General features: G+C 62.2%; 22 protein-coding genes. 14 read left to right on the top strand and 8 right to left on the bottom strand.

What is annotated here, in order from left to right; translation table 11 throughout:
• Positions 1–214: 214 nt before the first annotated feature.
• Entirely contained in the window at positions 215–997 is a 783-nt protein-coding gene (locus BUB20358_RS03150) for an ABC transporter permease (RefSeq protein WP_035972952.1), read from the top strand.
• A gap of 10 nt (positions 998–1007) precedes the next feature.
• Complete coding sequence (locus BUB20358_RS03145) at positions 1008–1757, top strand: ABC transporter ATP-binding protein (protein WP_006765013.1); 750 nt, start codon at positions 1008–1010, stop codon at positions 1755–1757.
• 63 nt (positions 1758–1820) lie between these two features.
• On the opposite strand, the gene BUB20358_RS03140 is transcribed toward BUB20358_RS03145, so the two are convergent.
• The 6 genes from BUB20358_RS03140 to BUB20358_RS03115 are packed head-to-tail and all read right to left on the bottom strand — an operon-like array spanning position 1821 to position 8331.
• Positions 1821–3125 (bottom strand): glycosyltransferase, encoded by a 1305-nt coding sequence (locus BUB20358_RS03140; protein ID WP_035972950.1) that lies wholly within the window; start codon positions 3123–3125, stop codon positions 1821–1823.
• Positions 3126–3172: 47 nt separating this feature from the next.
• Complete coding sequence (locus BUB20358_RS03135) at positions 3173–4210, bottom strand: glycosyltransferase family 4 protein (RefSeq protein ID WP_006765011.1); 1038 nt, start codon at positions 4208–4210, stop codon at positions 3173–3175.
• A complete protein-coding gene (locus tag BUB20358_RS03130) occupies positions 4207–5241 on the bottom strand; it encodes a glycosyltransferase family 4 protein (protein ID WP_035972948.1) in 1035 nt (344 codons plus the stop codon). Before BUB20358_RS03130 ends, BUB20358_RS03135 begins: the two co-directional genes overlap by 4 nt.
• Complete coding sequence (locus BUB20358_RS03125; RefSeq protein WP_223473313.1) at positions 5241–6332, bottom strand: DegT/DnrJ/EryC1/StrS family aminotransferase; 1092 nt, start codon at positions 6330–6332, stop codon at positions 5241–5243. The genes BUB20358_RS03130 and BUB20358_RS03125 overlap by 1 nt, the downstream gene beginning before the upstream one ends.
• Positions 6333–6358: 26 nt before the next feature.
• Positions 6359–6982 carry an acetyltransferase gene (locus BUB20358_RS03120; protein WP_035973415.1) on the bottom strand — a complete coding sequence of 208 codons (624 nt, stop codon included), beginning with the start codon at positions 6980–6982 and terminating at the stop codon, positions 6359–6361.
• On the bottom strand, positions 6979–8331 hold the full coding sequence (locus tag BUB20358_RS03115; protein ID WP_081293608.1) for an FkbM family methyltransferase: 1353 nt from the start codon (positions 8329–8331) through the stop codon (positions 6979–6981). Before BUB20358_RS03115 ends, BUB20358_RS03120 begins: the two co-directional genes overlap by 4 nt.
• Before the next feature lie 496 nt (positions 8332–8827).
• Between BUB20358_RS03115 and rfbB the strand changes: the two genes are divergently transcribed.
• From rfbB to BUB20358_RS28180, 12 genes are all read left to right on the top strand, one after another.
• The gene (rfbB, locus tag BUB20358_RS03110) at positions 8828–9889 is read left to right on the top strand and encodes a dTDP-glucose 4,6-dehydratase (protein WP_006765010.1); all 1062 of its coding nucleotides are present in this window, start codon (positions 8828–8830) and stop codon (positions 9887–9889) included.
• Between the two features lie 11 nt (positions 9890–9900).
• Positions 9901–10794 carry a glucose-1-phosphate thymidylyltransferase RfbA gene (gene rfbA / locus BUB20358_RS03105; protein WP_035972943.1) on the top strand — a complete coding sequence of 298 codons (894 nt, stop codon included), beginning with the start codon at positions 9901–9903 and terminating at the stop codon, positions 10792–10794.
• Positions 10779–11330: a dTDP-4-dehydrorhamnose 3,5-epimerase gene (gene rfbC / locus BUB20358_RS03100; RefSeq protein WP_035972942.1), complete on the top strand. Its 552-nt coding sequence runs from the start codon at positions 10779–10781 to the stop codon at positions 11328–11330. The genes rfbA and rfbC overlap by 16 nt, the downstream gene beginning before the upstream one ends.
• Positions 11327–12217, top strand: coding sequence for a dTDP-4-dehydrorhamnose reductase (gene rfbD / locus BUB20358_RS03095; protein ID WP_035972940.1), 891 nt, complete (start codon positions 11327–11329; stop codon positions 12215–12217). Before rfbC ends, rfbD begins: the two co-directional genes overlap by 4 nt.
• 222 nt (positions 12218–12439) lie before the next feature.
• Positions 12440–13885, top strand: a complete 1446-nt coding sequence (locus BUB20358_RS03090; protein WP_006765006.1) for a mannose-1-phosphate guanylyltransferase/mannose-6-phosphate isomerase — start codon at positions 12440–12442, stop codon at positions 13883–13885.
• A 342-nt stretch (positions 13886–14227) separates the two neighbouring features.
• Positions 14228–15556: a class I SAM-dependent methyltransferase gene (locus BUB20358_RS03085; protein ID WP_045552536.1), complete on the top strand. Its 1329-nt coding sequence runs from the start codon at positions 14228–14230 to the stop codon at positions 15554–15556.
• Complete coding sequence (locus BUB20358_RS03080) at positions 15557–19282, top strand: glycosyltransferase (protein ID WP_035972937.1); 3726 nt, start codon at positions 15557–15559, stop codon at positions 19280–19282.
• Between the two features lie 12 nt (positions 19283–19294).
• Entirely contained in the window at positions 19295–20335 is a 1041-nt protein-coding gene (gene gmd / locus BUB20358_RS03075) for a GDP-mannose 4,6-dehydratase (protein WP_006765003.1), read from the top strand.
• Complete coding sequence (locus tag BUB20358_RS03070; protein WP_006765002.1) at positions 20313–21230, top strand: NAD-dependent epimerase/dehydratase family protein; 918 nt, start codon at positions 20313–20315, stop codon at positions 21228–21230. The genes gmd and BUB20358_RS03070 overlap by 23 nt, the downstream gene beginning before the upstream one ends.
• A 67-nt stretch (positions 21231–21297) precedes the next feature.
• Positions 21298–22374 carry a glycosyltransferase family 4 protein gene (locus tag BUB20358_RS03065; protein WP_035973413.1) on the top strand — a complete coding sequence of 359 codons (1077 nt, stop codon included), beginning with the start codon at positions 21298–21300 and terminating at the stop codon, positions 22372–22374.
• Positions 22371–23081 carry a hypothetical protein gene (locus BUB20358_RS28185; protein WP_223473314.1) on the top strand — a complete coding sequence of 237 codons (711 nt, stop codon included), beginning with the start codon at positions 22371–22373 and terminating at the stop codon, positions 23079–23081. Before BUB20358_RS03065 ends, BUB20358_RS28185 begins: the two co-directional genes overlap by 4 nt.
• A gap of 3 nt (positions 23082–23084) precedes the next feature.
• Complete coding sequence (locus BUB20358_RS28180) at positions 23085–23588, top strand: glycosyltransferase family 4 protein (protein ID WP_223473315.1); 504 nt, start codon at positions 23085–23087, stop codon at positions 23586–23588.
• A 17-nt stretch (positions 23589–23605) separates the two neighbouring features.
• On the opposite strand, the gene BUB20358_RS03055 is transcribed toward BUB20358_RS28180, so the two are convergent.
• Together BUB20358_RS03055 and BUB20358_RS03050 are read right to left on the bottom strand one after the other, a co-directional pair.
• Positions 23606–24040, bottom strand: coding sequence for a GtrA family protein (locus tag BUB20358_RS03055; RefSeq protein ID WP_035972935.1), 435 nt, complete (start codon positions 24038–24040; stop codon positions 23606–23608).
• Positions 24037–25320 (bottom strand): NAD(P)/FAD-dependent oxidoreductase, encoded by a 1284-nt coding sequence (locus tag BUB20358_RS03050; protein WP_006764998.1) that lies wholly within the window; start codon positions 25318–25320, stop codon positions 24037–24039. The genes BUB20358_RS03055 and BUB20358_RS03050 overlap by 4 nt, the downstream gene beginning before the upstream one ends.
• Positions 25321–25323 lie beyond the last annotated feature (3 nt).

The following is a 25323-nucleotide window of genomic DNA, read 5'->3' as shown; positions in this document are numbered from 1 at the left end:
TGCTGCCCCTTTGCAATATCCGCGTGGCAGCGTTCGCGGTCGGCTTGCCGTGCGCCAACACCGGCGGCCCCCATCCTCGATGACGTGCTGCTTCCGGGCCCGTTGCCGCCGGCGCTGCCGCGGCCGACGTGGCCCCATCGACTGCACCGGAGCGCTCCGACATGGTTGGCTATATTTGTCTCGTGATCCCTATTCCTACATTTTGAAAGCTTGCATGCTGACCCTCTCACTTGCTGACCTGAAGAAAAGCATCACGGCGTGGCGGTTGTGGACACTGCTGGGCTGGCTCGAAATCCGGCAACGCTATGCGCGTTCCCGCTTGGGGCCGTTCTGGCTCACCATCAGTATGGGCGTGATGATTACGTCGCTGGGCGTTGTCTACGGCACGCTGTTCGGGCAGAAGATAAACGAATATCTGCCGTTTCTTGCCGCCAGCATCGTGCTGTGGGGTTTGTTCTCGACGACTATCGTCGAAGGCAGCGTTGCCTACATCAGCAGCGCGCCCTATATCCGGCAAATGGCGACGCCGAAACTGATCTACATCCTGCAGGTCGTGTGGCGAAACCTGATCGTGCTTGCCCACAACTTCGTGATCGTCGTTGGACTGCTCGCGATCTTCGGTGTGAAGCGCTGGGACACGCTGCCGGTGTTCATTCCGGCACTGGCCGTGTATGTGCTGAACGCGATGTGGATTGCGATGATGGTGGGCCTGCTGTCGGCGCGCTTTCGCGATCTGCCGCAGATCGTGAGCGCATTGCTCCAGGTGGCGTTCTACGTGACGCCGATCATCTTTCGCCCCGACGCGTTGAATCGCTTTTCGTTCATTGTCGAGTGGAACCCGCTCGCATATCTGATCGATCTCGTGCGCAGCCCGCTGATCGGGCAGATGCCCAGCGAATTGACCTGGGCGGTGACGATAGGAATGGCGGCGGTCGGGTGGCCTCTCGCCTTGTTGATGACCGGGCGTTATCTGAAGCGCATCCCGTACTGGGTCTGAGAGAGACGATATGGCTTTTATCGAATTGCAGAGCGTGACGCTCGATTTGCCGATCTTCGACGTGCAGGGGCGCTCGCTCAAGAAGCAGGTGCTCAGCATGGGCCGGCGCAACAGAATCGCGGAGGGCAACGACGGCGTGATCGTCGTGCGCGCGCTCGACGAAGTGAGTTTCCGTTTCGAACGGGGCGACCGCGTTGGCCTGATCGGGCATAACGGCGCGGGGAAATCGACACTGCTGCGCGCGATGGCGGGCATCTATCCGCCGTCGGCGGGCCAGTTGTTGCGTGAGGGAAAGGTGGTGCCGCTGCTCGATATCGGCCTCGGCATGGACGAGAACTCGACCGGCATGCAGAACATCAGGCTCCGAGGGCTGTTGCTCGGCATGTCCGATGCGGAGATACGGTCGAAGCAGAGCGAAATCGCGGAATTCTGCGAACTCGGCGATTATCTGGACCTGCCGATTCGGACGTATTCGAGCGGGATGAAAGTGCGGCTCGCGTTTGCCGTATCGACGGCGGTCGACGCCGAAATCCTGCTGCTCGACGAAGTGATGGGCGTCGGCGACGCATCGTTCATGCACAAGGCCGAAGCGCGCTTGGCGGACCTGCACAGCCGGGCTGAAATCGTCGTCCTCGCGATGCACTCGAACGCGGAGATCCGCAAGGTGTGCAACAAGGTGCTCTGGATGGAGCGTGGCCGTGTACGCGCTTTCGGGCCGACGGAAGAGGTCGTATCGGCGTACGAGGCGGCGACGGCCTGACGCGCACGCGATGTGCCGTTCGTTGCGGGCCGGTGCCCGCAACGAACGGTTGCAGCGAACGATTCAGGTGAGCTGCAGATCGTCGGCCTGCGGCGCTGCCGAGGCCGGCGCGACCTTTGCGTCGCGGCCCCCGCTGAAGATCTCCAGCGCCGCGAGGTCTTCTTCGCGAAGCGGATTCGCGATCGTCGCGGACCAACTCGCCGCAATTGCGGACAGCGAACGGCATGCGTCGATCACGGGTTTCGCGATAAGCGCGCGTTGCGCGATGTCCGTCAACGATCGCGCGTAGACGGCGGCCGAGAAGGTATCGGTCGCCCAACGCTGCGCCTTTTCACCGATCTCCGTGATTTTTTCCCGGTCGGCGATCAACGCCAGCAAGCTCGACGCGATATCGTCAATTTCATTGTCGCTCGATACCTTCAGCACGCATTCGTCGGGGATCTCGGAATAAAAGCCCGCGTCGGTGCAGATGACGGCCTTTCCATAGAGCATCGCCTCGATCGCGGACGCGGACGCCGCTTCGAGCGTCGGCCAGCGCAGGCAACTGACGACGTCGCTTTCGGCGATCGCTTGCGCAAGCGCGGTATCGTCGACTTCTCCGGCGATCACCAGGTTCACGCCATAGCTTCGCGCCATGTGAGACAGCGACAGCACCATCTGCGGCGCGACGTGACCCACGAGCTTGTAAGTGACGTTGTTTCGCAGCGTGGTCTTCGTGCCGATCGCCTTGATCACGCTTTCGACGCGCTTGTTCGAATTGACGTGTCCGATGGTCAGGACCTGCATGCAGCCGGCTTCGGTGTGGACGGGCGGCCGTTGGCTACGAGCGGCCGGTGCATCATACGGAAGCGGGACCACACTGACGGGACCCGCACACGACTTCAGTACGCGATCGCATCCCCACGAACTGTGGGTAACGACGCCAAGCGCCATCGCACCGATCCATTCGGTCATTGGCGCGGCATCGCGCGTCTTGTCGATGAACGTGTTACCGCTGGTGTACGAGAAGAAGCGCTCCGCGATCGCGTCGCCGTACCAATGCCGCAGGATCGCGTTGGCTTCGCCCGGACGCGACTGAGCCCAGCCGCAAAACAGGTGACCGATAAAAAAGTCGTGAAGGCACACGATGCCGCGCGCTGCGGGCATCCAGTGCAGACAGCCTTCATGAAATTCGTAGTTGTCGCCGATCTGGTAAATGCAAAGATCCGCGGTCGTCACCCGTTGCCCGACGTGTTCGAATTCGTTCCACGCGATGACGGGCGTGTCGAACCGGTGCGTCTCCTCATCCCGAAACCGGGGCGATTCGGTTCCGATGACCGTAACGTCGTGACCTTGCGCGACCAGTTCCGGCACGACCAGCGACGCCATGCGACCGATTGCCGAACGTTTGCTGACGGGGGTAAAAAACAAGAGCCTCATCGCAGGAGCGCCTCCACTGTTTGCGGCCAATTCACGCCCAGGCTTTCCCATAGTGCCTTGGCTGCAACGCCGTAAGCCCGTGTGCGGGCGGCGTTCGCAAAGGCGGCGCTCATGACGCTTGCCAGAGCGTCCGCGTCGGGCCGCGCAACCCATCCGGTCTCGCCATGCTTGACCAGCCCCAGAATCCCGCCGCTGTCGTCGGTCGTGATCAGCGCCTTGCCGGCGGTCGCCGCTTCCATCGCGACGTAACCCAGTGAATCTTCATCGAAGGGCAAATACGCAACGGCCGACGCATGGTTCACGTAGTCGGCGTACTCGGTGCGCGGCAGGAACCGCAAATCGAGCTTGACGCGGTCCGCCAGACCGAACTGCTCGACCAGCCGATGCAGACGCTCGGCGTCGTCCGCGGTGTCCGGCGGGCCGGCAATGATCAGCCGTACTGACGGGTCCGCTTTGGCCAGCGCCTCCAGCAGCAGGTGTTGACGCTTCATGCCGTTGATACGGCCGCCCGCAAACACGTAGCCGTCGGGTTCGTGTCCCGGAAAGAGCTCCGGGTCGTTGACCGGTGGCAGCAGAACCTCCGCGTCGAAGCCGTTGTATTGCTTGAGCCGACGCTGCGTGACCACCGAATTCGTGAAGATGTGGCGGCTTTCCGAGAAGGTCTCGTTGTCCGCGTTGCGGATCATGTCGCGCAACGCTTCGCCTTCGGCGCCGGGCGGCAGATTGGTCTGCCCGGCATCGAACAGGTCGTATGCCTGCCGGTATTGATGCAGCAGCCAGAGCGACTTGCGGTGATGGCGAATCAGATACGCGGGAAATTTGAGCGCAATGACGTGGTCTACGTTCCACAGTTCGAACACGCGGACCATCAGCATCTGCGATGGAATGCGCGTTGCCGGCTCCCATTGGAACGGGATGCGCATCACTTCGGCTTCATGGCCGGCAATGACCAGATTCCTTTGCAGATGCGCGGCGAGCTCTTCGGCGCCGCCCCAAACGAACGGCGCCATGTTGTTGACGACAAGCACCTTCATGCGAGCAACCTTTGAAGCACATGCTCCCAGGAGATGTTGAGGGATTTCAGGCGTTCGGGCGCGGCGTTACCCATTTGAATCGTCTTGTTTCGATCGAGGTAAAGCCGGTCCATTGCCGCGGCCAACGACTTGGGGTCGGCCTCGGCGACATAACCGTTGACGCCGTCCTCGACGAGTTCCAGCACACCGCCGGAATCCGACGTGGTCAGAATCGGCTTGGACGCGTGACTGGCCTCGACACTGGGATAGCCATAGGAATCCTCATCGAGCGGAACGTAGGCCGCAGCGAGGCAACGCGACAGCTGCTCGACCTTTTCTTCCTCGGATATCCAGCGATTTTCCAGGACCACCTTATCCTGCAGATTCAGATCGGCGATCCTTTTCCGGATGTCGCGCTCGTAGTCCGGCGATGCGGTCCGGCCGAACAACGCGAGCCGCACCGGGGTCGTCACATACTGCATCGCTTCCACCAGCAGGTGCTGCCGCTTGTGATGTTCGATCCGGCAGATGCACGCGATCTCGTCCGAATAGCCGGCGCAGTGGAAGCGCTCCGGCTGAAACACCGGCGGGTAAAGAATTTCGCTGTCGATGTCGTTGTACGCGGCGAGTCGATCCTTTACGACGCGGCTGTTCGTGAAGATCGCCTTGGCCTCGCGCAGGCCGGCGTCGTCCGCCTGGCGGAGCGCATCGCGTATCCCTTGATGCTTGGGGTCATCCGGAAAACCGCGGTAAGGGCTGTCCCACAGATCGTAGAACGCGCGGATGTGATGGATGAACCACAGGATCTTGTGGCGATGAGGAATCAGATGCGCCTGTGGGCGGAAGCAGATGATGCGGTCCGCCGCCTCCAGATCCACCCACCGGTAGGCCATCATCTGCCGGAACAGCAGGTCGGGGGCATCGATCTCGGGCAGGTAGACCCGTTCGACATGATGCCCTTCCTTTTCGAGCATGACCTGAAGCCATTCGACGATATTTCTGGCGCCACCGTTGATGAATGGCACAAACGATGAAACAAGCGCGATTTTCATTAGCCGGCCAGGATCCGATGTAGGCTGTCGGCGATTCGCTGCACGTCGGCTCGCGTCAGATCCTGATGCGTCGGCAGATTGATGCCGCGCTGCGACCATAGATCCGCGACCGGATAGGTCGACTCCTCCAGGTACGGCGGCAGCACGTGCATCGGATAAAACACCGGACGCGTTTCGATGCCCATTTCGTCGAGGCTTCGCATCACGTCATCGCGCTTGCGTTCGTCGCCTTCGCGCAGGAACACGTTGTACATCCAGAACACCTGCTTGGCCCACGAAGCTTCGGACGGCAGAACGAGTTTGTCGCGCAGGTTGTTCAGCGCTTCGTTGTACCAGCCGGCCAGACGTTCGCGCTCGGCGAGCGCATTGTCGATGCCTTCCATTTGCGCGAGCCCGATCGCCGCCTGGATGTTCGTCATTCGATAGTTGTAGCCGATGACGGGGAACCAGTAGCGGCGCTTCGGATCCATCCCCTGGCCGCGATACAGGCGCAACTTCGCGGCGAGCTCGTCGTCGTTGGTCGTGACCATCCCGCCTTCGCCGGTCGTGATGATCTTGTTGCCGAAGAAGCTGAAGGTCGCGCAGGTGCCCATGCTGCCGACACGTTTGCCGCGTACTTCGGCGCCGTGGGCTTCGGCGGCGTCCTCGACCACCCACAGGCCATGCCTGTTCGCGATCTCGTTGACCGCATCCATTTCGGCCGGGTGGCCATACAGATGGACGGGGATGATGCCTTTGGTGCGGGGAGTGATCTTGCGCTCGATGTCGGCCGGATCGATGTTCATCGTGTCGGCGTTGACGTCGACCAGTACCGGGGTCGCGCCGCAATAGCGAACGGCATTTGCAGTGGCGATATAAGTGACCGTCGGAATGATCACTTCGTCGCCGGGCTGCAGGCCGAGCGCGACCAGCGCGAGGTGAAGGGCGGTCGTGCCGTTGTTCGTCGCAATCGCATGTTTGACGCCGCAAAATTTCGCAAACGTTTCTTCGAAGGCCGGAATGTACTTTCCGTTCGAGGAAATCCAGTTCGTATCGAGGCAATCGAGAACGTATTTGCGCTCGTTTCCGGCCATCTTCGGCTGGGCTACCATGATTCGCTGCATATTCGCTGTTCCTCTTACTTTATTTGCCTGGCAGGCACGCCGACGGCGGTGCACCCATCCGCAATATTGCTGACCACAACGCCGCCGGCGCCGATGATCGCTTGCTCACCAATGACCATTTCGGGAATGACTTTCGTACCGATGCCGAGAAATGCGCGGTCTCCGACGACGACATTGCCGGCGAGAGCACTTTGCGGCGCGATATGTACCGCGCGCCCGATCCGGCAATCGTGATCGACCGTGGCGCCGGTATTGATGATCGACAGGTCGCCAATGCTCGCCTCTGCGTTGATCACGGCTCCGGCCATGATCGCGACACCCGAACCGATCGTTGCGCTCGGAGAAATCGTCGCCGACGGGCTGATCGCGTTGACGAGCGTGTAACCGTGGCTCAGCGCGAGCGTCGCGAGCTTGTCGCGGAGTTTGTTGGCGCCAATGGCGATGAACGCACGCGCGTACCCTTCGCGGCTCAGGGCTTCGAGATTTTCGTCACCGTTGAGCACCGGCACGCCGACGCATTGCTTCGGACTGTCCTCTCCGCCAATGCAATAAGCGACGCGTTCGCCCATTGCCTGAAGCAACTCGATGCAGACCTTCGCGTGTCCGCCGGCGCCAACGACAACAATTTCCTGTGTCATGCGTCCAACCTTCTCCAAACGCCCGCATCTTTCCGACCGAAAAGCAAATTGATCGAATCGCATGCAAGCAGTTTTTCCATGTCCCAGTGCTCCAGCTTGCCGGAGACGCTGTCGATCGCCCGATATTGCAGACCCCGTGCCGCGAACGCTTTCAACCAGTCGCCGGGCGCGACGCCGGTTCGCTCGAGGTGCGCGGGGCCGAACTCGACGATGATCGCGAGTTCGGCATTGCGCTCGATGAGGCCCGCTGCGGATTCCATGACTTGAAGTTCGGCGCCTTCCGCGTCGATTTTCAGAAGGTCGACCTTCTGGGTTGCCGGAACGACGTCGTCAATTCTGACCACGGACACTTCGACCGGCTCGGTGTGGGTACTCGTGCTCCCGTCCAGCGGAAAAAGAGAGTGGTGGCCGCTCGTCGCGCCCAGAAACAGCTTGTGATGGCCGGTCTCGTTCGAGACGGCGGCCTGATGAATCTCTACCAGCGACGAGAAGCCGTTCATCCAGACGGACCGTTCGAGCAGCGCCTTCGTCGGCCCGAACGGTTCGAATGCGATGATCTTCCCTTGACCTTGCATCGATCGCGCGGCCGCAAGCGTATGCAGTCCGATATTCGCGCCGACGTCGATGAAGCAATCCCCCGGCCGAAGAAACTTCTCGATCAGCAGCCGCGTGCCGCGCTCCAGCTCGCCGGTGTCGACGAGGCAGGCCAGCAGCGCGTGATCGTTCTCCCCGCAAAGCACGAAGCCGGCTTCCGTCTTGACGAGCACGGCGCCATTGCCGCAGTTCACCGCGACGCGGCGGGCGGTCGCATGGCTGTAAGTCTCGATGCGGCTCAGGGCGGGACCGATTTCGCGGACCAGCTCCCGGGCAGTCGAACCATCTCCGTGAAGCGACGGCCGTACCTTCTGCAGCTCCTGCACCATATGAGCTGTCGCTTGCTGCAGTTCCTGATGGAGGGCCGCCCGCGACGCGAGCACGTCCTGACGGAGCAGGTGGTGGACCTCCTGCAGCTTGTTCAGGTTGGCTGCCAGCGAGTGTTGAATTTCCTGACGGATCTCCTGCTGCAATTCTGCGATCAGATACCGTCGCGCCCTGAGCGCGATTGGCCGGATGCCCGGTTTCAGAAGCCTGTATGCGGTTTGCGCCAGCGGGCGCAGCAGCGCCTTCACGCGTTGCCGGATGCCGGGATGCGCCGCGTGCGTCGACTCGATCGTGCCGCCGTCGCCCGTGCGCGCGGCGTGCGGGGGCGTACCTTCTGCCGCTGCCGCGTAATGGATGGCAGCGCCTCGTTCCGGCGTTGATGCAAAGGCGACGTCGACGTCAACGCCAAGCCTCAGATTTTTTCTCATTAGGGAAATCCTGATCCGGCGTGTCTGGACCTTCGAACTTCAAACGAGGTCGTCCCAGCATGCCTGTGTCTGAAATGCGTCGACGATGTCCGATGGACAGCGGTGCGGCTCGGCGCATCCTCGAACCCGCAAGTATCTCATTATGTTTGCGGAAACTCCAAACGCGTTTGCCACGGCTGACGTCACGATGGTGTCATACGGTTGCGCGTATCTCGATATGGGGCGCTATGACGATCCGTCCCCGAGATGTATCCGATTCGGCCAACGCTCCGGCCGGTTCCGGCCAGCGCTGTTTCGAGTTGTTAACGGCATGGCTCTCGCCCCCTGCGATTCTTATAATTCCATGTTGCGTCGCAAAATTCGCATTCTTGACTTTGATCCCTGCGGCGACCGGTTAAAATCCGGGCCTGACGTGGCTCCCCGGGGCGTTGCTACCCGCATGTGCCATGCGGCGAACGCCCGAGCGGGCGTCGCGCATATTTCGAGAGAGAGTTTCATGATCCTGGTGACGGGCGGTGCGGGTTTTATCGGCGCCAACTTCGTACTCGACTGGCTGCATCACAACGACGAGCCCGTGCTCAATGTCGACAAGCTGACCTATGCGGGCAATCTGCGCACGCTGCAGTCGCTGAACGATGATCGGAGGCATGTGTTTGTGCGTGCCGACATTTGCGATCGTGCGGCGCTCGACGCGCTGTTTGCCGAGCACACGCCGCGCGCCGTCGTGCACTTCGCCGCCGAAAGCCACGTCGATCGTTCGATCCACGGTCCGGCCGATTTCGTGCAGACCAATGTCGTCGGTACGTTCACGCTGCTAGAAGCCGCGCGCGCGCACTGGAACGGGCTCGGCGATGCCGACAAGGGCGGATTCCGCTTCCTGCATGTGTCGACCGACGAGGTGTTCGGCTCGCTGTCCGCGACGGATCCGCAATTTTCCGAAACGACGCCGTACGCGCCGAACAGCCCGTACTCGGCGACGAAGGCCGGCTCCGATCATCTGGTGCGCGCCTATCACCATACGTACGGGCTGCCGACCCTTACGACGAACTGCTCGAACAACTACGGCCCCTATCAGTTTCCCGAGAAGCTGATTCCGCTGATGATCGCGAACGCGCTTGCGGGCAAACCGCTGCCGGTCTACGGCGACGGCCAGAACGTGCGCGACTGGCTGTACGTCGGCGACCATTGCAGCGCCATTCGCGAGGTGCTTGCGCGCGGCGTGCCGGGCGAGACGTACAACGTCGGCGGCTGGAACGAGAAGAAGAACCTCGACGTCGTGCATACGCTATGCGATCTGCTCGACAGCACGCGTCCGAAGGCGACGGGCTCCTATCGCGACCAGATTACCTACGTGACGGATCGTCCCGGCCATGATCGCCGCTACGCGATCGATGCGCGCAAGCTCGAGCGCGAACTGGGATGGAAGCCCGTGGAGACGTTCGAGACGGGGCTGGCCAAGACTGTCCGCTGGTATCTCGACAATCAGGCGTGGGTCGACGACGTCGTGTCGGGCGAATATCGGAAGTGGGTCGAGACGAACTACGCGCAACGCGCTTGAGGGCATGGTCGATGGCACGTAAAGGCATCATTCTCGCGGGCGGCTCGGGCACGCGGCTGTATCCGATCACGCATGTCGTATCGAAGCAGCTGCTGCCGGTATACGACAAGCCGATGATCTACTATCCGCTATCCACGCTGATGGTGGCCGGCATCCGCGACATCTTGATCATTTCGACGCCGCAGGATACGCCGCGCTTCGAGGCGATGCTCGGCGACGGCAGCCAGTGGGGGATGAATATCCGCTATGCGGTGCAGCCGTCGCCGGACGGGCTCGCGCAGGCGTTCATCATCGGCAAGGATTTCATCGGGAACGATCCGTCGGCGCTGATCCTCGGCGACAACATCTTCTACGGGCACGATCTGGCGAAACAGCTGGAGCGCGCGAACGCGAAGGAGTCCGGCGCGACCGTGTTCGCGTATCACGTGCAGGATCCCGAGCGTTACGGCGTCGTCGAATTCGACGAGAAATTTCGCGCGGTGTCGATCGAGGAAAAGCCGGCCGTGCCGCGCTCGAACTATGCGGTGACCGGCCTGTACTTCTACGACAACCAGGTGTGCGGGATCGCCGCCGACATCAAGCCGTCCGCGCGCGGCGAACTCGAGATCACCGACGTGAATTCGCGCTATCTCGCCGACGGCAAGCTCGATGTCGAGATCATGGGGCGCGGCTATGCATGGCTCGATACCGGCACGCACGATTCGCTGATCGACGCGGCGACGTTCATCGCGACGTTGCAGAAGCGTCAGGGGCTCGTCGTTGCGTGTCCTGAAGAAATCGCGTACCGCAGGCAGTGGATCGACGCGGATCAACTGCGCAAGCTTGCCGTGCCGCTGGCCAAGAACAGCTACGGACGCTATCTCGAACACGTTCTTTCGGATCAGGTCGCATGGCAATTCAAGTAACGGCGACGGCGCTGCCGGAAGTCAAGATCATCGAGCCGAAGGTGTTCGGCGATGCACGCGGCTATTTCTACGAGAGCTTCAATGCGCGCGAGTTCGCCGAGCACGTGGCGGCCGGCGTCGAGTTCGTGCAGGACAATCATTCGCTGTCGGCGAAGGGCGTGCTGCGCGGCTTGCACTACCAGGTTCGGCATGCACAGGGGAAACTCGTGCGCGTCGTGCAGGGCGAGGTCTTCGACGTCGCGGTCGACATCCGCAAGCGTTCGCCGAATTTCGGCCAGTGGGTCGGCGTCGTGCTGTCGGAGGAGAATCATCGGCAGCTGTGGATTCCACCCGGTTTCGCGCACGGCTTCGTCGTGTTGTCCGACGCTGCGCAGTTCCTGTACAAGACGACCGACTACTGGTATCCCGAATACGAGCGCTGTATCGTGTGGAACGATCCGGAGATCGGGATCGAGTGGCCGGTCGATGTGGAACCGTTACTGGCCGCCAAAGACGCCGCGGGCGTCCGACTCAGTGAAGCCGAGGTCTACGCTTGAGACAGGATGCAAGCCGGAAGTCGACGATTCTCGTGACCGGCGTGACCGGCCAGGTCGGCTTCGAATTGTTGCGCGCGCTGCAGGGGCTCGGCCGAGTGGTGCCGTGCGACCGGTCGATGCTCGATCTTTCCGATCTCGACCGTGTGCGCGCTTTCGTCAGGGATCTGAAGCCGTCGCTGATCGTGAATCCGGCCGCCTATACGGCGGTGGACAAGGCCGAGAGCGAAATCGAACTCGCGCGACGCCTGAACGTCGACGTGCCGCGCGTCTTCGCCGAAGAGGCGGCGCGCAGCGGCAGCACGCTGATTCACTATTCGACCGATTATGTGTTCGACGGTACGAAAGCTGAACCGTACGTTGAAACCGATGCGACGAATCCGCTGAATGCGTACGGCGCGACGAAGCTCGACGGCGAACACGCGATCGCCGCGACGGGCTGCGCGCATTTGATCTTGCGAACGAGTTGGGTATATGGGCGGCGTGGCAGAAACTTCCTGCTGACGATGCTGAAGCTCGGCGCCGAGCGTCCCGAATTGCGGGTCGTCGCGGATCAGATCGGCGCGCCGACGTGGGCCAGGACCATTGCCGCCGCGACGTCGCACATCGTCGCCCAGCGCGCGGCATCGGCCGACACCGACTGGTGGGCGCGCCGGTCCGGTGTCTACCACTTGACTGCTGCCGGGGCGACCTCCTGGTGCGGCTTTGCCGAGGCGATATTCGCGATGGCCCCGCATCGGCCGAGCGTCGTGCCGATTTCGTCGGACGATTATCCGACGCCCGCGAAGCGGCCGGCCAATTCGAGGCTGGCATTGGAGAAGCTGACGGAAACATTCGGCTTGCAAATGCCGGATTGGCGCAGTGCGCTGCAGCTGTGCCTGAGCGAATGACGAATCGTCGCGACGTGCGCGTCGGGCGATATGCGCGGCGGTTGCCCGTGCGAGCGTCCGTGCCTTCTGCGGCGGTCGTTCCGGCCGCCCCGGGTCGTTCGGCGGCTATAATTTCCGGTTTCGGTCCGGTACGAGTGCAGTGACCGATGCCGGCGGTGTATTGATGCAAATGGCGAAGGCCTCGACCTTGCCGACGGATACTCAATCTCTGGAGTGAATGTGATGTTAATCCCCGTCATCCTGTCCGGTGGTGCTGGCACCCGACTCTGGCCGGTGTCCCGCGAAGGGCATCCCAAGCCGTTCATGAAGCTTGCCGATGGCGACAGCCTGCTCGTGAAGACCTATCGTCGCGCGGCAGCGGTCGTTGCCGACGATGCCGAGTCGCAACGCGGGGAACTGCTGACGGTCACGAACCGCGACTACTACTTCATGAGCAAGGACGAGTTCGGTTATGCCGCGCTCGGCAATCAGCAGTCCGGTGTATTCATGCTCGAGCCGACCGGTCGCAACACCGCGCCTGCGGTGGCGATGGCGGCGCATCATGTGGCGCAGAAGTACGGCCGCGATGCGCTGATGCTGGTGCTGGCAGCCGATCATCTGGTGCAGGATCAGCAAGGTTTCTCGGCCGCCGTCGCGAGCGCGGTCGAACTGGCGAAGCAGGACAAGCTCGTCACGTTCGGCATCGTACCGACGAGCCCGGATACGGGCTTCGGGTACATCGAGGCCGGCGAGCGAGTCGGAGACGGCCGCGTTGCGCTGCGCTTCGTCGAGAAGCCCGATGCGGCGAAGGCCGCCGAGTATGTTGCGGCGGGCAACTACCTGTGGAATTCGGGCATGTTCTGCTTCAAGGCGGGCGTCATTCTCGACGAGATGGCGCGTCACGCGCCGGACGTCGCGGCGGCCGCCGACGCATGTTGGGCGTCGCTGCAATCGGACAACGGATCCGCGCAGATGCTCGAGCTCCCGGCCGAGTCGTTCCAGAAGATGCCCGACATCTCGATCGACTATGCAGTGATGGAGCGCTCGTCGAAAGTGGTGGTGGTGCCGTCGAGTTTCGGCTGGAGCGACATCGGGTCGTGGGGTGCCGTACGCGAACTGGTCGCGCCGGACCAGGACAGCAACCGGGCCGTCGGCGAAGCGATCTTCGTCGATAGCCGCAATACCTACGTGCAGAGCCCGGATCGCGTCGTGGCGGCAGTCGGCGTGGCCGATCTGATGATCATCGATACGCCGGACGCGCTGCTGGTTGCGCATCCGGATCGCGCGCAGGACGTGAAGCAGGTCGTCGCACGGCTGAAGAAGCAGAATCACGATGCGTACAAGCTGCATCGCACCGTGAGCCGCCCGTGGGGCACCTACACGGTGCTGGAGGAAGGGCCGCGCTTCAAGATCAAGCGCATCGAAGTCAAGCCGGGTGCGAGTCTCAGCCTGCAGATGCACCATCATCGCAGCGAGCACTGGATCGTCGTGTGCGGGATGGCGAAGGTCGTCAACGGCGATCAGGAGATCTTCGTTCGAACGAATGAATCGACGTACATTCCGGCCGGTCACAAGCATCGTCTCGAGAACCCCGGCGTGCTGGACCTCGTGATGATCGAGGTGCAGAGCGGCGAATATCTCGGAGAAGACGACATCGTTCGCTTCCAGGACGTGTACGGGCGGGCTTGATGCCTGGAATGCCGAGCATCCTTTGGAGCTATCGATACTTCATCGCGGGAAGCGTCAAGCGGGATTTCCTGCTTGGCGCGGCCCGGGCCGTCCGCAATCGATGATGATCTTGTCGCGTGTCATGCATGCGCGGCTGTCTGGTATCGGCAACAGCTTTGCGTACAGCATCCACCGGTATGTACGTAGGTTGCCGTGGAGGTTCATGGAAATCGCCAGCCGCGCCCGGAACGCGTCCATCGATATCCGTGGCACGCGGCCGGGCCGTCCCCGGCTCCGCCTGCCACGGATGGCCAATTTCGTCGGTGTGGCGTGGCTGCAGACGACGGTGAGGAGTTTGCCGTAGTGGATAGCTTTTATCGCGCGTTCGAAGATCAGCACCGAGGCGCAAGGGAGCTGATCAAAAGCCGACTGGCGAAATACCAGCCGTTCATTGCGCCTCTGGCGACGCTCCACCCGGGCGGGAAGACGCTCGACCTGGGCTGCGGTCGCGGCGAATGGCTGGAGTTGATGGTCGAAGCGGGGTTCAGCCCGATCGGCGTGGATCTCGATGCCGATATGCTCGAAGCCTGTCGGGAGCGAGGTCTGCCGGCATTTCAGGGTGACGCTATCGCGCACCTTGCCGCGCTCGATTCGAATAGTCATGTCCTTGTTTCGGCTTTTCATGTTGTCGAGCACGTGTCGTTCGAACAGGTTCGAACGATCGTCGGCGAAGCGTTGCGCGTGCTCAAGCCGGGCGGGCTGTTGATTCTCGAAACGCCGAACCCGGAAAACATTGTCGTCGCAGGCTGCAATTTCTATCTGGACCCGAGCCACCAACACCCGATTCCTTCGGAATTGCTGAGTTTTGTCGCCGAGCATGCCGGATTTGCAAGGGTCAAGTTGCTTCGGCTGCAACAAAACCCTGCGTTGCAGGACGCCGGCGCGCGGGTTCAGCTTCTCGATGTGCTGGGCGGCGTAAGTCCGGATTACGCGATTGTTGCCCAGAAATCGGGCAGCGAAGAACAGGCTGCCCTTTTCGACGAAGCGTTCGCTGCCGATTACGGGCTGTCCCTGGTCGAGCTTGCTGCGCGTTTCGAGGAAGGCGGCGCGCGCGAACATGAGATGGTTGCCGAACAGGTCCAGCACACGCAGCACGAAATGGCGCGACTTCACAGCGAACTGGGTGCGGTCCACGACGAATTGACACGCACGCGCGGCGAGCTGACGCAAGTCCGTGACGAACTGGGGCGAGCGCAGGGCGAACTCGGGCAGCTTCGGCGCGACTTGTCGAAAGTGAACGGCGAGCTGACGCGAGCCCACGACGCAGCCCGGGCCACGGCCGAGCAATTGCAGGCCGTCTACGGCAGCACATCCTGGCGTGTCACCGCGCCCATGCGCAATGCGATAACGTACGCGCGTGGCGCGAAGGGCGCGTGCAAATCCGGCATCAGGCGCGTGCTTTTCACGAGCGTCGCGTACGTCAATCGCAATCCCCGCCTGCGACGATTGGCAGTGCGACTGCTGGGCTCGATGCCCGGCGTGAAGCAGCGGCTCGTTCGGATCATCGTTGGCGCGCCGATGCAGTCGATGCGAAGAAAGCCCGTCGACGATGACGGTTTGACGCCCCGCGCGCGCGAAGCATACATGGCACTGAAGTCCGTCTTCGCGCATGAAAATGGGGATATCGAATAAATGCGTATCGTTGTCGACATGCAGGGGGCGCAGAGCCTCAATTCGCGTAACCGGGGCGTGGGCCGCTACACCGAGTCCATCGTCAAGGCGATGATCCGGAATCGCGGCGACCATGAAATCGTACTCGCGCTGAACGGGCTGTTCGAGGAGTCCGCCCGAATCCTGCGCGAGCAGTTCGAAGCATTGCTTCCGAAGCAGAACATCCGCGTCTGGTATGCCGCCGGGCCCGTCGCTCACGCCGACCGCGCCAACCTGTGGCGCCGCCAGGCGAGCGAACTGACCTATGAAGCGTTTCTGACGAGCCTGCGGCCGGATTTCATTTATATCGCGAGCCACTTCGAAGGCTTCGGCGACGATTCGGTCACCAGCATCCACGCGCTTCAGAAGAATGTTCCGGTCGCGGTCACGCTGTACGACCTGATCCCGTACCTCTATGCGAAGCCGTATCTCGAGAACCCTGTCTTCAAGGACTGGTACCTCGGGAAAATCGAACAGCTTCGACGCGCCGATTTGTGGTTGGCCATATCCGAGTCGTCTCGCTCCGAGGGAATCGAGCATCTCGGTCTCGCACCGGAGTGGTCGGTCAACATGTCCGCCGATGTCGACGCGTGGTTTCGTCCGGAGCAGATCGCTGCCGAGCGCGAAGCGGCATTGCGGAACAAGTACGGGCTGACGAAACCGTTCGTGCTCTATACCGGTGGCATCGACCATCGGAAGAACGTCGAGGGCATGATTCGCGCTTTTGCGCTGTTGCCGCCCGCATTGCGCAAGTCGCACCAGTTGGCGATCGTTTGCTCGATTCAGCCGGCGAGCCGTGACGCGTTGACGCGTCTGGCGCGGCAGGTCGGACTGGACGCGACGGACGTCGTATGCACGGGATTCGTGCCCGACGAGGATCTGCTGTCACTTTACAACCTGTGCCGCTTGTTCGTTTTTCCTTCGTGGCACGAAGGTTTCGGTTTGCCGGTGCTGGAGGCGATGCGCTGCGGCGCGCCCGTGATCGGCGCGAATACGTCGAGCGTTCCGGAGGTGATCGGCTGGGACGACGCTTTGTTCGATCCCCGCTCCGATGAAGCGATTGCGCAGCATATGCAGCGCGGTCTGACGGACGACGACTATCGTCACGCACTGGTCGAACACGGTAAGCGTCAGGCCGCGAAGTTCTCATGGGACCGCAGCGGGCGCTGCGCGCTCGACGCGATGGAGCGACGACGCGACGCGTGGCTCGCCGAGTCGCGCGAGCCGGAAGTCGAGCCGCGGCGGCCAAGGCTGGCCTACGTGTCGCCATTGCCGCCGGCTCGCACCGGGATTGCCGATTACAGCGCGGAATTGCTGCCGGAACTGGCGCGCTTTTACGAAATCGACGTGATCGTCGACTCGAATGAAGCGGAAGAAGCTCAGTCCGTCCAGCTCGAGCACGTTTCGATCAAAACGCCGGCGTGGCTGCGCAAGCATGCGGGTTCCTACGATCGCGTGCTCTATCATTTCGGGAACTCGGCGTTTCACGAGTACATGTTCCCGTTGCTGGAAACCGTGCCGGGTGTGGTCGTGCTGCACGATTTCTTTCTGTCGGGCATCCTCGCGCACATGGCGATTCACGGAAATCGTCCCGACGGTTGGTCCAGGGCGCTGTATGACGCACATGGGTATGTCGGTCTGACGGCGCGGCACCTGAAAGAGGATATCGCCGACGCCATCTGGGAGTATCCGTGCAGCCTCGGCGTGATCCAGAAAGCCTTGGGTCTGATCGTTCACTCGCCGAATTCGCTGCGATTGGCGCGTCATTGGTACGGCGGGGACACGACCGACTGGACCGTGATTCCGCTTATGCGCGGTGCGGCCACCGTGTCGGGCAGCGAAGACGCCCGCGAGGCGCTGGGAATCGGCAAGAACGACTTCCTGGTATGCGCGTTCGGCGCGCTCGGGCCGTCCAAGCTCAATCATCGGTTGCTGCGTGCATGGAGCCGATCGTCGCTCGCGCGCGATCCGGCTTGCCAACTGGTCTTTGTCGGCGAAAATCAGCCGACCGAATATGGCGAGGAACTTGCGCGCAGTATTCGGCAGATGGGTCAGAAGGGGCGTGTCCGCATCACCGGATGGGCCGACGCGCAGTTGTTCCGCCAGTACCTCGCGGCTGTGGATGTCGGCGTCCAGTTGCGCACGCTGTCGCGCGGCGAGACGTCGGCAGCCGTGCTCGACTGCATGAATTACGGCAAGGCGACGATCGCCAATGCCAACGGAAGCATGGCGGATCTGGATCCCGAGGCCGTGTGGATGCTGCCGGACGAGTTCACCGACGAGCAACTGATCGAAGCACTGGAAACGTTGCGTTCGGATTCGGCGCGACGCGAACGGATGGGCGCGCGCGCACGGGACATCATCGTAAGCGCCCATGCCGCCGACGTCTGCGCGGAACAGTATCGCGAGGCGATCGAGCGGTTCTATCTCCAGGCCGCCGCGAATCCGCTCGTACTGACGCGCGCGATCGCGCAGCGGGCCGGCCGGACCAGCGACGACGAGTCGCGCACGTGGGCGTTGACCGTCGCGAAGAGTTTCGTTCCGCGTAACAACAAGCGGCAATTGCTCGTCGATATCTCCGAGCTCGTGCAGGTGGATGCCCGCAGTGGGATTCAGCGCGTGGTGCGCAACCTGCTGAAGGAGTGGCTGGACTCTCCGCCCGACGGTTTTCGCGTGGAGCCGGTATATGCGACGACCACGGATTCCTATCGCTATGCGCGTGAATTTACGATGCGGATGATGGGATTCGACGATGGCTGGCTGCAGGACGAGCCGATCGACTATGCGGCAGGAGACGTGTTCGTCGGTCTGGATCTGCAGCCGCGCGTCGTCCCCGCGCAGCGGGCGTTTTATCAAAACCTGCGATTGCAGGGCGTGCAGGTCAAGTTCGTCGTCTACGATTTGCTGTGCGTGCTGCTTCCGCAGTATTTTGTTCCTGGCGCCGCCGACGGCTTTACGGGCTGGCTGGACGTCGTGGCGGAAAGCGACGGAGCATTGTGCATTTCGCAGGCGGTGGCCACGGATCTGTCGTCATGGATCGAGAAGCACGCACCCGAGCGCGCGCGCTCGTTCGAGATCGACTGGTTCCACCTGGGTGCGGATATCGAGAACTTCCCGGCGTCTTCGGAAATTCCGCGCGACGGCGGCAAGGTGCTTCAGCAACTGCGTAGTTGCCCGACGTTTCTGATGGTGGGCACCCTGGAGCCGCGCAAGGGACATGCGCAGGTGCTGGACGCGTTCGAGCATCTGTGGCGCGACAATCAGAACGTCAACCTCGTCTTCGTGGGACGGCAAGGATGGATGGTCGAGGATCTGGTCGGGCGGTTGCGGGCGCACGCGCAACAGGGGCGTCGCTTGTTCTGGCTGGAAAACGCGTCGGACGATTATCTGGAGAAAATCTACGACGCAAGTTCGTGCCTGATCGCGGCGTCCTATGGCGAAGGTTTCGGCTTGCCGCTGATCGAGGCTGCACAGCATGGACTGGCGATCATTGCGCGCGATCTGCCGGTATTTCGTGAAGTAGCGCGCGAGCATGCATTTTATTTTTCCGCGCAACAAGGGCATGATCTGGCCACCGAGATCAACGCATGGCTGGAGCTTCGGGCGAAACAGCAGGAGCCTTCGTCTCGCGGCATGCCGTTTCTGACGTGGGCGCAGAGTGCGCGCCACCTGGCAAAAATTCTCACGCGCAATAAAGCGTATTCTTAAAGCAGGGCGATTATGTCTGACAAAACTTCCATCATCACCGGCATCACCGGACAAGACGGTGCTTATTTGGCCCAGTTGCTGCTCGACAAAGGCTACACGGTCTACGGCACCTACCGCCGTACCAGTTCGGTGAATTTCTGGCGCATCGAAGAGCTGGGCATCGCCAAGCACCCGAACCTGCATCTGGTCGAATACGACCTGACCGATCTGTCCGCGAGCATCCGCCTGCTGCAGACGACCGGCGCCACGGAGGTTTACAACCTGGCGGCGCAGAGCTTCGTCGGCGTGTCGTTCGATCAGCCGGTCACCACGGCGGAAATCACCGGCATCGGTCCGCTGAACCTGCTCGAAGCGATTCGCATCGTCAACCCGAAGATCCGCTTCTACCAGGCGAGCACGTCGGAAATGTTCGGCAAAGTGCAGGCGATCCCGCAGATCGAATCGACGCCGTTCTATCCGCGCAGCCCGTATGGCGTGGCGAAGCTGTACGCGCACTGGATCACGGTGAACTACCGCGAAAGCTACGACATCTTCGGTTGCAGCGGGATCCTCTTCAACCACGAGTCGCCGCTGCGCGGCCGTGAATTCGTCACGCGCAAGATCACCGACTCGGTTGCGAAGATCAAGCTCGGTCAGCTCGACGTGCTCGAACTCGGCAACATGGATGCGAAGCGCGACTGGGGCTTCGCGAAGGAATACGTCGAAGGCATGTGGCGCATGCTGCAGGCCGACGAGCCGGATACCTACGTGCTTGCGACCAACCGTACCGAGACCGTGCGCGATTTCGTCAGCATGGCGTTCAAGGCGGCCGGCGTCGACCTCGAGTTCAAGGGCAGCAACGAGCAGGAAATCGCGGTGGATGTCGCGACCGGCAAGACCGTCGTCCGCGTCAATCCGAAGTTCCATCGGCCGGCTGAAGTCGATCTGCTGATCGGCAATCCGGAAAAAGCGAAGCAGAAGCTCGGCTGGGAGCCGCAGACGACGCTCGAGCAGCTGTGCGCGATGATGGTTGAAGCGGATTTGCGACGCAATGAACGCGGCTTCTCGTTCTGACGTCCCGCGTGCCCTGGTGACGGGGCTCGGCGGCTTTACCGGCGACTATCTCGCGAAGTCGCTGCAAGCGGCCGGCTATCGCGTGTTCGGCACGACGCACGGTTCCGAGACGACAGGCGCTGGCATGTACCGGGTCGACCTGTGCGACCGCGCGGAGCTGGCAAAGGTCGTCGCGGACGTGCAGCCGGACGTCGTCGTGCATCTCGCCGCGGTTTCGTTCGTCGCGCACGGCGATGCGGACGCGATCTATCGCACCAATGTGGTCGGCTCGCGGAACCTGCTGGCAGCGCTCGCGGATCTGGAGAATCGTCCGCGCGCCGTTTTGCTGACGAGCAGCGCCAACATCTACGGCAATGCGGCGGTCGAGATCATCGACGAATCGGTCGAGCCGAATCCCGCGAACGACTACGCGGTGAGCAAGCTGGCAATGGAGTACATGGCGCGCCTCTGGTGCGACAAGTTGCCGATCGTCGTGGCGCGTCCGTTCAACTACACCGGTGTCGGGCAGTCGCCGCAATTCCTGCTGCCGAAGATCGTCGATCATTTTCAGCGCGGCGAGCGCGTGATCGAACTCGGCAATATCGACGTCGAACGCGATTTTTCGGACGTGCGCCGCGTGGTGGATGCGTATTGCCGCCTGCTGCAGCTTGCGCCGGCCGGCGGTGTGTTCAACGTGTGCTCCGGTCGCGCGGTGTCGCTCAGGGCAGTGATCGCGATGATGGGGCAGATCGCCGGCTACCAGATCGAAGTGCGCGTGAATCCTGCTTTCGTGCGCGCGAACGAGGTGCGCCGATTGCAGGGCAATTGCGCGCGGCTGCAGGCCGCCATTGGGCCGCTCGACGATATTCCGCTGGAAAGCACGCTGCGCTGGATGTTTGGCGGAGGGCGTGCGTGAAGGTTGGTTTCGGCTCGGATGCGCGGATCCCGTCGTCGGCGATCGGTCTCGCATCGAGGAGCGCAGCGTGAAGCTCGGTGTGGACATCACATGGATGGTCGGCAACTACCGCGGCATGGGACGATTCGCGCGCCAATTGGTCGCGCCGGTCGGTACATCGATGCTCGGTCTCGCGCCGAGCGGCGTGACCACGGACGAATGGCCGTGCATCAGCGAAGGGAGCGGCTTCTTTCCGTGGTGGGAGCAGGTCGAATTGCCGCGCCTGTGTCGCGAGCAGAAGCTCGACTATCTGCTGTGCCCGTACAACACCGGGCCCGTACGGTCCACGGGCAGTACACGGCTGATCACGGTGATTCACGACCTGATCTACATGAAGCCGTGGAGCGAGCTGCCGCCGGCGAGATCGTTGTATCAGACCGCCGGGCGCGTCTACCGCAGGCATGTGGTGCCGCAGCTTGCACGCCGGGCCGACGTCGTGTTGACCGTGTCGCGCTTCACGCAACGGGAGCTGGTGCAGACGTTCGGGCTGCGCGAAGCCGAGGTGCATGTCATTCCATGCACGATTTCCGACGACTGGTTTGTGGCGCCGTTGAGCCGCGCACAGCGTCGGCCGTACCTGTTCACGGTCGCCGGCGAAGTGCCGAGCAAAAACGTCGATCGGCTGTTGCAGGCGTTCGCGATCGCCAAGCCGGCGCTCGGCGATGACGCGTCGTTGAGAATTGCCGGAATCAAGCCCGAGCATCACGCACATTTTCTTGCACGCGCCGATGCGCTCGGCGTGGCTGGCGCCGTCGAATTGCTCGGTTATGTTTCGCGCGACGAATTGCGCGAGCAGTATCGGCATGCCAAGGCGTTTGTGTTTGCTTCGTTGTTCGAAGGGTTCGGCATTCCGCTGCTGGAAGCGATGGCGTCATGCACGCCGGTCGCATGCAGCAATACGACGTCGATGCCGGAGATCGTCGGCGAGTGCGCACTGCAGTTCGATCCGTATTCGGTGGAAGACATCGCGGAACAGATCCGCAACGTATGGCGCGACGACGCACGGTTTCAGATCGCCGCCGGCGCGGGCATGGACCGCGCGCGTACTTACTCGGAATCGGCGGTTCGTCCGTCGATTCAGGATTTCTGGGCACGTCTGGCATGAGTCGCGACAAGAAGAAGCTGCTGGTGCTGACTCCGCGGTTTCCATACCCGGTGATCGGCGGCGACAAGTTGCGGATCTATCACCTCTGCAAGGAGCTGTCCCGCCATTACTCGCTGACGTTGCTGAGCCTGTGCGATACGCCGGAAGACATGCACGCAGCGTTGCCTGACGACGGTGTATTCGATCGCGTCGAACGGATCTATTTGTCGCGAGCGCGTTCGTACGTCAACACGTTGCTCGCGTTGCCCACGCGCACGCCGCTGCAGGTCGCGTACTACCGCAGTCGTGCGTTTGCGGCCGCCGTTTCCCGGCTGCTGCCGTCGCACGACGGCGTGTTCGTGCATCTCGTGCGCTGCGCCGAGTACGTGCGCAAGTCGGACAAGCCGCGCGTGCTCGAAATGACCGATGCGATCTCGCTGAACTACAGCCGCGTCAAGCAGCTCAGGAACGCGCGCGGAATCAAGTCGCGCGTGTTCGCGATCGAGGCGAAACGTCTACTCGACTACGAGCGTACGATCGTCGACGACTTCGATCTGTCGGTGCTGGTATCGAAGGCCGATCGCGATTACCTGTTTCCCGGCGAATCGGGCAAGAACGTGATGGTGTGCTCGAATGGCGTCGACTTGTCGGGCCTGCCGTATGTCGCGCGCAGCATGGCGAGCCGCCTGCTGATTTTCATCGGCGACATGCGCACGGTACAGAACTAGGACATGTGCCATTTCTTTGCCGAAGCGGTGCTGCCGTTGCTGCGCAAACGCGCCGACTATCGCTTCAGGATCGTCGGCTCCATCGCGCCCGCGCTCGCCGAACAATTCCGTGCGTACGACGGCGTCGAAGTGACCGGCCGCGTCGCGTCGGTCGCGCAGGCCGCGGCCGACGGCGCGATCGGCGTGTGTCCGATGCGCATCGGTGCGGGCGTGCAGAACAAGATTCTCGAATATATGGCGCTGGGGCTGCCGGTCGTGACGACGTCGCTCGGGCACGAGGGTCTGGGCGCGAAGAGCGGGCACGATCTGCTGATCGCCGATACGCCGGACGCGTTTGTCGAGCGCATCGAATGGCTCGTTGCGCACGAAGCGGCGGCCGTGGAGATGGCTAGCCATGCGCGGCGATTCGTCGAGCGGGAGCATGGCTGGAGCGAGATGACGCGCGTGCTGGTCGAGCGGGTGGGGGAGTTGCTGGCGGCGCGCCCCGGTGTGCGCGCCGAGGGTTGAGACTCCGGAGCGACGGGTCAGCTTTCGTGATGGCGGAAGCTGAACTTCTTGTGCCCGATGTAGCTCGAGAAAACCGGAACGATCACGCCGACCAGGTGCGCAATGTCCCGGTCATGCCAGTGCAGGCCGATCGCGGGAAACACGTAGTACGCGAGTCCGACGCTGACGACCCACGTCTGGAACACCGCGACGACGTTCACCAGCGTAAAGAAGAACGCCGAGCGCCCGGTGGATTGCGTGCTTTCCGTGAACACGAACAGCTTCGCCAGCACGAAAGCCGTGATCATGCCTGTCACGTATGCGACGACGATCGCGGCCGAATAGGGCATCCAGAGGTTGTACAGCATTCGGCTGCCCCAGTTGACGGCCGCGGCAAAGCCGCCCGTCAGCAGGAACAGCAGGAATTTTCTGGAGACGAGGCCGCGCTTCGCAGCGGGAGCAATGTCGGTCATACCATTCGCGCCATTTCTCGTGCCAGTCCGATACTTTCGGAAATGCCACGATCTTCCGGGTAGTAGTACGACGTGTCGGCGACGAGCAGCCCCTGAACCGGCAACTGAATCGGCGGCAGACGGTCGGCAAAGCCGGGCTCGCATACCGGTTGCGCGAAGCGGTAACGGCTCGCGCGAATATCGATGAAATCGTCCGGCGTGATCGCAGGATTGATTTTCATCAGGTACCGCTTCACCTTGTCGATGAACACGGAATCCGGCTGCTGATACACAGGGTGCTCGCCCGGCACGTAGAACGGCACGTACACGACGTGCGCATCGAGTGGGCGCAGGTTCGTGTATTCGACGATACCGGGAATGTCCATGTCCGGATCGTTCGTGTTCAACCAGAAATTTTCGGTGACCGGCTTTCGAAGCTTGGCGATCACGCAAACGACCGCGACGTTCTTCACGCTGGCGAACCTGGCGAGGATGTCTTCCGGCAGATCCGGCATCACGCGCGGCACGTACGGCAACGGAATGGTGCTGATGACCTTGTCGAACGCGTGTACCTGGCCGCCCGCTTCGACGCCCGTGACCTTGCCGCCGTCGATCGACACCTTGGTGACGGGCGTCCCGAGCCGGAATTCGCCGCCGTTCTCTTCGATATAGCGGCGCATGCCCTCGAGCAGCGTCTCGGAGCCGCCATCGAGATAGCCGAGCTTTTCCTTGAAAAGGTTGTAGCGAGACCGCCCGATTCGGCGAACGCGGCTCCAGATCCACGCGGCGGAAAGGCTGCGCGCGTAGTCGTAGAACTTATAGTCGAACAGTCTGCGCCACAACACTTCCCACGCTTCTTCTCCGACCCAGCGACGAATCCACCCGGTCGCTTCGAGCTTGTCCAGCGGCTTCCAGTCGTCGCGGCGCGTGCAGAGGAACGCATGCAGTCCGTAGCGGATCTTCGCGGTCAGGCTGAGTCCCTTGAACTTCAGCAACGCGATCGGGTTGCCCCAGGGCTGCACGCGATTCTGGTAGAAGTAGCCCATCTTCGTCTCGCGCCAGTGCATCTTGTCCTCGAGGCCGAGCTCTTGCAGCACCTTCAGGAATGCGTGATCGGAAATGGCGTGAAAGTGATAGTAGCGTTCGATCGACAGGCCGCCGAAATCGAAGCATGCGGCCATGCCGCCGACACGATCGTCTGCTTCGAAAATGACGGGCTTGCGCCCGTCCTTGACGAGCTGGTAGGCAACGCCGAGACCCATCGGGCCGGCGCCGAGAACGGCAATGCGGTCTGCGCTCATGGA

The sequence above is a fragment of the Burkholderia dolosa genome (genome assembly GCF_902499135.1).
In the GTDB taxonomy this organism is placed as follows: Bacteria; Pseudomonadota; Gammaproteobacteria; order Burkholderiales; family Burkholderiaceae; genus Burkholderia; species Burkholderia dolosa.
Note: the sequence above shows the minus strand (reverse complement) of the source record. Positions and strands in the feature narration are given on the sequence as shown.

What these genes read in the sequence shown, in the direction of transcription:
- BUB20358_RS03150 (WP_035972952.1), top strand. Translation starts at nt 215, where the DNA reads ATGCTGACCCTCTCACTTGCTGACCTGAAGAAAAGCATCACGGCGTGG.
- BUB20358_RS03145 (WP_006765013.1), top strand. Translation starts at nt 1,008, where the DNA reads ATGGCTTTTATCGAATTGCAGAGCGTGACGCTCGATTTGCCGATCTTC.
- BUB20358_RS03140 (WP_035972950.1), bottom strand. Translation starts at nt 3,125, where the DNA reads ATGGCGTCGCTGGTCGTGCCGGAACTGGTCGCGCAAGGTCACGACGTT.
- BUB20358_RS03135 (WP_006765011.1), bottom strand. Translation starts at nt 4,210, where the DNA reads ATGAAGGTGCTTGTCGTCAACAACATGGCGCCGTTCGTTTGGGGCGGC.
- BUB20358_RS03130 (WP_035972948.1), bottom strand. Translation starts at nt 5,241, where the DNA reads ATGAAAATCGCGCTTGTTTCATCGTTTGTGCCATTCATCAACGGTGGC.
- BUB20358_RS03125 (WP_223473313.1), bottom strand. Translation starts at nt 6,332, where the DNA reads ATGGTAGCCCAGCCGAAGATGGCCGGAAACGAGCGCAAATACGTTCTC.
- BUB20358_RS03120 (WP_035973415.1), bottom strand. Translation starts at nt 6,982, where the DNA reads ATGACACAGGAAATTGTTGTCGTTGGCGCCGGCGGACACGCGAAGGTC.
- BUB20358_RS03115 (WP_081293608.1), bottom strand. Translation starts at nt 8,331, where the DNA reads ATGAGAAAAAATCTGAGGCTTGGCGTTGACGTCGACGTCGCCTTTGCA.
- rfbB (WP_006765010.1), top strand. Translation starts at nt 8,828, where the DNA reads ATGATCCTGGTGACGGGCGGTGCGGGTTTTATCGGCGCCAACTTCGTA.
- rfbA (WP_035972943.1), top strand. Translation starts at nt 9,901, where the DNA reads ATGGCACGTAAAGGCATCATTCTCGCGGGCGGCTCGGGCACGCGGCTG.
- rfbC (WP_035972942.1), top strand. Translation starts at nt 10,779, where the DNA reads ATGGCAATTCAAGTAACGGCGACGGCGCTGCCGGAAGTCAAGATCATC.
- BUB20358_RS03090 (WP_006765006.1), top strand. Translation starts at nt 12,440, where the DNA reads ATGTTAATCCCCGTCATCCTGTCCGGTGGTGCTGGCACCCGACTCTGG.
- BUB20358_RS03080 (WP_035972937.1), top strand. Translation starts at nt 15,557, where the DNA reads ATGCGTATCGTTGTCGACATGCAGGGGGCGCAGAGCCTCAATTCGCGT.
- gmd (WP_006765003.1), top strand. Translation starts at nt 19,295, where the DNA reads ATGTCTGACAAAACTTCCATCATCACCGGCATCACCGGACAAGACGGT.
- BUB20358_RS03070 (WP_006765002.1), top strand. Translation starts at nt 20,313, where the DNA reads ATGAACGCGGCTTCTCGTTCTGACGTCCCGCGTGCCCTGGTGACGGGG.
- BUB20358_RS28185 (WP_223473314.1), top strand. Translation starts at nt 22,371, where the DNA reads ATGAGTCGCGACAAGAAGAAGCTGCTGGTGCTGACTCCGCGGTTTCCA.
- BUB20358_RS28180 (WP_223473315.1), top strand. Translation starts at nt 23,085, where the DNA reads ATGTGCCATTTCTTTGCCGAAGCGGTGCTGCCGTTGCTGCGCAAACGC.
- BUB20358_RS03055 (WP_035972935.1), bottom strand. Translation starts at nt 24,040, where the DNA reads ATGACCGACATTGCTCCCGCTGCGAAGCGCGGCCTCGTCTCCAGAAAA.
- BUB20358_RS03050 (WP_006764998.1), bottom strand. Translation starts at nt 25,320, where the DNA reads ATGAGCGCAGACCGCATTGCCGTTCTCGGCGCCGGCCCGATGGGTCTC.